The organism is Rhizomicrobium sp. (genome assembly GCF_056722145.1).
This window is the reverse complement of sequence record NZ_JBWZET010000005.1, coordinates 1-6,677: the sequence shown is the minus strand read 5'-3', so window position 1 is coordinate 6,677 and position 6,677 is coordinate 1. Positions and strand designations below refer to the sequence as shown.

Below are 6,677 nucleotides of genomic sequence, written 5' to 3'. Positions count from 1 at the left end.
ACGCTCTGTCGCCAAACGCCATTGACGACATCGCGCGCGCAAAGCTCCTCGGTATGAGGGTCCTCACGCCTTGAACAGATCCGGTGCGGCGTGCGGGGCCGAGCGCAGGTATTGCGGGGCGGCTTTCACGCGCGCGCCGAGGGCGGCGGCGGCGTGCCAGGGCCAGCGCGGGTCGTAGAGCATCGCGCGCGCCACGGCGACGAGGTCGGCATCGCCGGTGCCGATGATGGCTTCGGCCTGCTCGGCTTCGGTGATCAGGCCGACGGCGATGACCGGAATCGACACCGCCTGTTTCACCGCCCGCGCCAGCGGCACCTGATAATTCGGGCCGAGCGGAATTTTCTGCGCCATCGACATCCCGCCGCTCGAAATGTGGATCGCGGTGCAGCCTTTCGCTTCCAGCGCCTTGGCATAAGCGATGGTGCCGTCAATGTCCCAGCCGCCACCCACCCAATCGGTGCCGGACACGCGCACCGTCAGCGCGACGCGATCGGGCACGACCTCGCGCATCGCCTCGAACACCTCCAGCGGGAAGCGCAAGCGGTTTTCCAGACTGCCGCCGTATTCATCGTCGCGCTGGTTGGCGAGCGGCGACAGGAACTGGTGCAAGAGATAACCGTGGGCGCTGTGAACCTGAATGGCATCGAGTCCGAGCCGCACCGCGCGTTTGGCGGCGGCGGCAAAGGCCTCGCGGATGCGCTTCAGCCCGTCGCGGTCGAGCGCGTGGGGGGCGTGTTCGCCATCCTGGAATGCCAGCGTCGACGAGGACACCGTCTGCCAGCCGTGCACATTGTGCGGCGGCAGTTGCGCCCCGCCGAGCCAGGGCAGATCGGTGGAGGCCTTGCGGCCGGCGTGGGCGATCTGGATCGCGATCGGCATGTCGGACCAGCGCCGCACGCTTTCGAGCGTCTTGGCCAGCGCCGCTTCGCAGCCGTCGTTCCACAAGCCGATGTCGCCATAGGTGATGCGGCCCTCGGGCGCCACGGCAGTGGCCTCCAAGGTCAACAGGCCGGCGCCCGACAGCGCCAGTCCGCCGTAATGGATGACGTGCCAATCATTGGCGCAGCCATCGGTCGCCGAATAGGTGCACATCGGCGCGATGACGATGCGGTTGGAGAGGTGAAGCTGGCCGAGGTCGATGGGCGTGAAGAGTTTTGCGGGCATCTCAGGCGTTCCAATAGGGTTCGGGCATTTCGAGGAATTTGACCGGCACTTCCGGCACGAAGTTTTTCACCCAGTCGGCGCAGGGCTCCATGCCCCACTGCTCGGACTGGATATGGCCGACCATGATCAGGGCCTTGTTGCGGCCGGCGGCGACGAGATCGGCGACGTATTCCTGCAGTTCCCATTCCCAGGTTTCGCCGACGATGAAAACATCGATGTCGCTGTTGAGGTAATCGACGCCGGGGAATTTCTGGGCATAGCCCCAACTCGATTTCACCTTCGAAACCGCCATCTCGGGGCGGCCGATGACGCGCAGGGTCTTCGCTTTCAGCCGGTCGCTGATGAAGTGCGCCAGCGAACCGAGCGTCGTCGGCGGCAGAGTGAAACTTTGCGGATCGGTGGCGCTGACGTAATCGGTCCAGCCGAGCTTGCGCATGGTGCCGTCGGCGATGCCGTCGCGCGGCTTCAAGGCGTGCCAATGGTCGTGGAAGTGGAAGGTGACGAGCTTGTTGTACTTGATGAAGGCGAGCTTCTCGCGATAGAGCGGGTCGTTCAGCACCTGCGAGACATCTTCCTGATGCGACCAGAACGTCGGCTCGTGGGTGACGACCATGTTCAGCCCTGCCGCCGCGGCGCGTTTCAAGACGGCATAGGTCGCCATCATCGTCGTGGCGATGCCTTTGACCGGCGTCGCCGGATCGCCGGCGATGATGCCGTCAACGGTTTTCTCGCGCCATGGCACGCCGACATGGGCCTTGATGCGATCGACGACGGCGCTCGCAGTCAGCGGCGCTCCGGCCTCGGCCTTCACGGCAAGCGCGGCACCGGTGGCCGCCAGCATCGTCCGTCGCGTGAGTTCCGACATGACAAGCTCCTCCCAAATCCGTTCCTGGTATCGGTAGCAGGAACGGCGCGCCGGAGTTTAGCGAAATTTGCGTGAAAACGCCGCGATCACGGCTTCTTTAGGTGCGACCGCCGCGGCGTGTCCTGGAAGGCGAGGCGGATCAGGGTGCTCATTTCGCTCTGGGCGCGCGCCGGATCGCGGGCCGCCACCGCGTCGAACACGCGCCTGTGGTCGGGCACCGGATCGCGCGGCAGCGGCCGGTCGCGCTGCTTGAACATGGTGGTGGTGTTGACCGCCGCCTGCACCCCGGTGGTGAGCGAGATGATGTAGGGATTACCGGTCGCTTCCAGCAGCCAGCGGTGGAAATCCTGGTCGCCCTGGCGGCCGGGCTCGGTGGCGAGTGTGTACATCGCCATGCGGTCGATGGCCTCGCGCATCGCCTCGAGATGGGCCTCGGTGCGGCGGGTCGCGGCGATCGCGGCGGCCGCGGACTCGACGATATCACGCAGCTCGAACAGGCTTTCGAGCAGCTCATGGTCCGGCTCGCCTTCGAAGGTCCAGGCGAGAACGTCGGGATCAAGCATGTTCCACTTGGCGCGTGGACTGATCTTGGTGCCGACCTTGGGCTTGGACTCGACCAGGCCTTTGGCTGCCAGAATGCGGATCGCCTCGCGATAGGCGGTGCGGGAGACGTCGAGCTTTTCGGAGCTGGCGACCTCGCCGGTCATCAGGTCGCCGGGTTTGTAGCGGCCCGACATGATCGCGATCCCGAGATCGCGCGCGATGGTGCCGTGCAGGCGCAGGGCCTTGTTGATCGGGCGGGCCCGCTCGAACGATGCGTGCTTGGTCATAGGCGCTTCAATCCACTCTCGAATCGATACTATGCGCCAGATTCAAGGGAGCGAACATGGGGCGATTCCGCCGCCTGTTTTGGTGTCTCCGCGATGGCGACGAATTGGGGCAGAAAAGTGTCAATTGCAGATTTGTCCGAGGAAAGTCCTTGTACTAGAAGGGGTGCCGAGAGGGAGATCACCGTGAAAACACTCATCGCCGCGATTGCGGCACTTGTGTTGACAGCGTCGGCCGAAGCGGCGCCGGCCACACTCACCGTCCATGCCGACAAGCCCGGCCCGACCATCAACAAATACATCTACGGCCAGTTTTCCGAGATGCTCGGCAGTGGCGTCTATGGCGGCGTCTATGTCGGCGCCCAGTCGCCGATCCCGAATACGCGCGGCCTGCGCAACGACGTCATCGCGGCGCTGAAGGAACTGCATGTGCCGCTGGTGCGCTGGCCGGGCGGCTGCTTCGCCGATTACTATCATTGGCGCGATGGCGTCGGTCCGACGCGGGCGCCGCAAGTCAACGGCTGGGGCAATGTCACCGATCCCAACGCCTTCGGCACGCATGAGTTCTTCGATTTCGTCGAGCAGATCGGCGCCGACGCCTACGTCAACGCCAACGTCGGCACCGGTTCGCCGCAAGAGGCCGCCGACTGGCTCGAATACATGACCGGCACCGCCGACACCCCGATGGTGCGCGAGCGCAAGGCCAACGGCCGCGACAAGCCATGGAAGGTTGCCGTGTATGCGATCGGCAACGAGACCTGGGGCTGCGGCGGCAACATGCGCGCCGAATACTATGCTGATCTCTACAATCAGTACGCCAGCTTCATGCGCACGCCGCAGCAGCCGGGCCCGGTGATGCTGGCGAGCGGCGATCGCAGCGGCGAGTTCACCGATTTCACCAAGGTCTTGATGGCGAACCGCCGCGCGCCGATGGATGCGATTTCGCTGCATTACTACACGGTGCTCGGGCCCAAGTGGGAGAACAAGGATACCGCCACCGGCTTCAACGAAGCGGGCTGGATCGCCATCCTCGCCAACACGCTGAAGATGGATGGCTACATCAAAGAGCACGACAAGGTGATGACGGCGGCCGAGACCAAGGCGGCGAAGACCGGCCCGGTGAAGAAGGTCGGGCTCTACATCGACGAGTGGGGCACCTGGTACCAGCCCGGGCCCGGCACCAATCCCGGATTCCTGGTGCAGCAGAACACCATCCGCGATGCGCTCGTGGCAGCGGCGAACCTCAACGTCTTCCACAAATACGCCGCCCGCGTGCAGATGACCTCGATCGCGCAAACGGTCAACGTGCTGCAGGCGATGATCCTGACCGACGGCCCCAAGATGGTGCTGACGCCGACCTATCACGTCTTCCACATGTATCGCCCGTTCCAGGACGCGACGTCGCTGCCGCTCGATATCAAGACCGGCACCTACAAATACGGCAAGTGGAGCGTGCCGCAGGTCAGTGCCTCGGCGGCGAAGACGAAGGACGGTGCCGTGGTGATTGCGCTCGCCAATCTCGATCCGCATCAGCCGGCGGACGTTGCGGCGGCGCTTGCAGGCGTGAACGGCAAGATCACCGGCGAAATCCTCACCGCCGCGGCGATGGACGCGCACAACAGCTTCGATGCGCCCGATGCGGTGCATCCGGTCGCGTTCGACGGTGCCAGGCTGGCGAACGGCAAGCTGACGCTGACGCTGCCGGCAAAATCGGTGGTGGTGCTGACGCTGCGATAGAGCGCGAACAAGGTGGGAGACGGCTTCTCCGTCTCCCAACGCGGTCAGGCGCTGACCGAGACGGTGCTGCCGGTTGCCGAACTGGCGGCACTCGTTGCGGAAGTCGAGAAGGCGTCGATCGTGTTCAGGATCGAGGCATATGGATTGGCCGTGAAACTGGCGGCCATGTTGGACAGGGCGGTGTTGATGTCGGATGCGGTGATGCCGCTGCTTCCGTTGGAGGTCAACGACGAGAACAGCGAATTCGCTTCGGTGCTGCTGCCGCCGTTGGAGGTCAGGAAGCTCGACAGTTCGCTTTGGCTGATCGAGCCGTCGTTGTTGCCGTCCAACGCCGCGACGAGTTGATCGCCCGCGCTCGACGATTGGCTGCTGGAGCCCGACGATTCGCCGCCACCGTGATGATGATGATGGTGATGGACTTGCGATCCGCCGCCGTCCGGGGGCGCAGGCGGGGCTTGGCTGGCGAGATCGGCTTCAGTGACGCCGCTGCTCGATCCCGAGGTGTTGAGATCGCTGTAAAGAGTATCGGCCTGGGCGGTGGTCCCGCCGACACCTTGGATGTAGGACTCCATTTCCGACTGGCTCACGGTGCCGTCGGAATTGGCATCCATCGCCGCAAACAGATTGGACACCGGATTGGTTGCGGTGGCCGAACTGGTCGTGGTGCTGGATGTCGAACTGGTACTCGTAGACTGCTGCTGCATTCCCATCAGCACGCCCAGGACCATACTCGAGAGACTGGGTTTGGTGCTTCCGGTAAGGCCACCGTCGCTTGCGGCGTCGGTGTCGGTCGGTGTGCTGGTCGTGGTGTCGGTCGACGGCGTCGATGTCGAACTCGTATCCAGCTTGGAAAGCAGGCTCGACAGGACCTGGCTTAGATTGCCGGGACCTTGCGAGCTGATGCCTGCAATGGACATGGTGAGGTTCTCCTTAATAACGAACCGCGCCTCGCGAGAAACAGGGCGCCCATTTGCCGAAGCAGGCCATGTGCCAGCGGGCCGCCGCGAAAAGAGCGGAATTCGGCGTCATCCATCTGTTTGTCGTACATGCAGGCGACAAAGGTGGAGGATTTTTCCCGCCAGGCAAAAACGATCCGGCAAATTTGGCCGCCGCCTTGGCCAGACCGGCGCAATCCCTGGGCCGAGGAGGTTAACCACCGGGCGTCGGCGTGGCAGGCGCCGTGACGGGATTTGCCGCTCGTGACGTTCAAACTCAAAGTGCGGACTTGGGATGGGTTGTTACAAATGGCCATCATGACGCCAGATTGTTCATGTTTTCCAACGCCTGTCGCCTTAAGAAGTGACGTGCGGGGGTGGCGTTCGACTGGGCTGGTGAGAATTACTCGCAACTGTCCGGGCACCGCAAATGGTTGATTTCGCGTGCGCAATGTCGTTGCGGAGGAGTTGATCGATGACCCAGCAGATGGAAGGCCAGGATCCCGCGCCGAAGCCGGATGAGGGCTATCATATCCTGCTCGTCGAAGACGAACGTAGCGTGCGCGATCCGCTCGGCCACTACCTGCAGCGCAACGGCTTTCGCGTCACCATGGCCAGCCACGCGCTCGAAGCCCGCCACATGCTGAGCCGCTACAAGTTCGACCTCGTCATTCTCGACATCATGATGCCGGGCGAAGACGGGCTGTCGCTGTGCCGGTCCATTCGCGAGAAGCTCGACATCCCGACCATCCTGTTGTCGGCGAAATCGGAAGAGACCGACCGCATCATCGGGCTCGAGATGGGGGCCGACGATTATGTGGTGAAACCGTTCGCGCCGCGTGAGCTGCTTGCCCGCGCCAAGGCGGTGATCCGCCGGGCGCAGTCGGTGCCGCGCTCGCGCCGCCTGCCGGTGCAGAAGACGATGCAGTTCGGTACCTGGAAGCTGAAGACCGGCGCGCGTCAGCTGATCGGCGACGATGGCGAGGTCGTGCCGCTGTCGACCGGCGAATTCAATCTCCTGCTCGCGTTCCTTGAACGCCCGCATATCGTCTTGTCGCGCGATCAGCTGCTCGACCTGACGCAAGGGCGCGAAGCTTCGGCGTTCGACCGTTCGATCGACAATCTGATCAGCCGCGTGCGCAAGAAGAT

6 protein-coding genes are annotated in these 6,677 nt (G+C 63.8%); 2 read left to right on the top strand and 4 right to left on the bottom strand.

The annotated features are described in order from the left end of the window. Positions 1–63: 63 nt before the first annotated feature. The 3 genes from AC1P6P_RS00350 to AC1P6P_RS00340 form a co-directional block, all read right to left on the bottom strand. The gene (locus tag AC1P6P_RS00350) at positions 64–1,164 is read right to left on the bottom strand and encodes an NADH:flavin oxidoreductase/NADH oxidase (RefSeq protein ID WP_481400445.1); all 1,101 of its coding nucleotides are present in this window, start codon (positions 1,162–1,164) and stop codon (positions 64–66) included. A gap of 1 nt (position 1,165) precedes the next feature. Next, positions 1,166–2,029 carry a Nif3-like dinuclear metal center hexameric protein gene (locus tag AC1P6P_RS00345; protein ID WP_481400444.1) on the bottom strand — a complete coding sequence of 288 codons (864 nt, stop codon included), beginning with the start codon at positions 2,027–2,029 and terminating at the stop codon, positions 1,166–1,168. 86 nt (positions 2,030–2,115) lie between these two features. Beyond that, positions 2,116–2,859, bottom strand: coding sequence for a FadR/GntR family transcriptional regulator (locus tag AC1P6P_RS00340; protein ID WP_481400443.1), 744 nt, complete (start codon positions 2,857–2,859; stop codon positions 2,116–2,118). Between the two features lie 183 nt (positions 2,860–3,042). Here AC1P6P_RS00340 and AC1P6P_RS00335 point away from each other — a divergent pair, with 183 nt between their 5' ends. Beyond that, complete coding sequence (locus AC1P6P_RS00335) at positions 3,043–4,593, top strand: alpha-N-arabinofuranosidase (RefSeq protein ID WP_481400442.1); 1,551 nt, start codon at positions 3,043–3,045, stop codon at positions 4,591–4,593. Between the two features lie 44 nt (positions 4,594–4,637). Here AC1P6P_RS00335 and AC1P6P_RS00330 read toward each other — a convergent pair whose 3' ends face one another. Then, entirely contained in the window at positions 4,638–5,510 is an 873-nt protein-coding gene (locus AC1P6P_RS00330; protein ID WP_481400441.1) for an EF-hand domain-containing protein, read from the bottom strand. A gap of 493 nt (positions 5,511–6,003) precedes the next feature. Here AC1P6P_RS00330 and AC1P6P_RS00325 point away from each other — a divergent pair. Further along, a partial coding sequence (locus AC1P6P_RS00325) for a response regulator (RefSeq protein ID WP_481400440.1) occupies positions 6,004–6,677 on the top strand: 674 nt, incomplete at its 3' end.

Excerpts from the sequence above, each read along its gene's own strand:
- AC1P6P_RS00350 (WP_481400445.1), bottom strand. The coding sequence starts at position 1,164 with ATGCCCGCAAAACTCTTCACGCCCATCGACCTCGGCCAGCTTCACCTC.
- AC1P6P_RS00330 (WP_481400441.1), bottom strand. The coding sequence starts at position 5,510 with ATGTCCATTGCAGGCATCAGCTCGCAAGGTCCCGGCAATCTAAGCCAG.
- AC1P6P_RS00340 (WP_481400443.1), bottom strand. The coding sequence starts at position 2,859 with ATGACCAAGCACGCATCGTTCGAGCGGGCCCGCCCGATCAACAAGGCC.
- AC1P6P_RS00345 (WP_481400444.1), bottom strand. The coding sequence starts at position 2,029 with ATGTCGGAACTCACGCGACGGACGATGCTGGCGGCCACCGGTGCCGCG.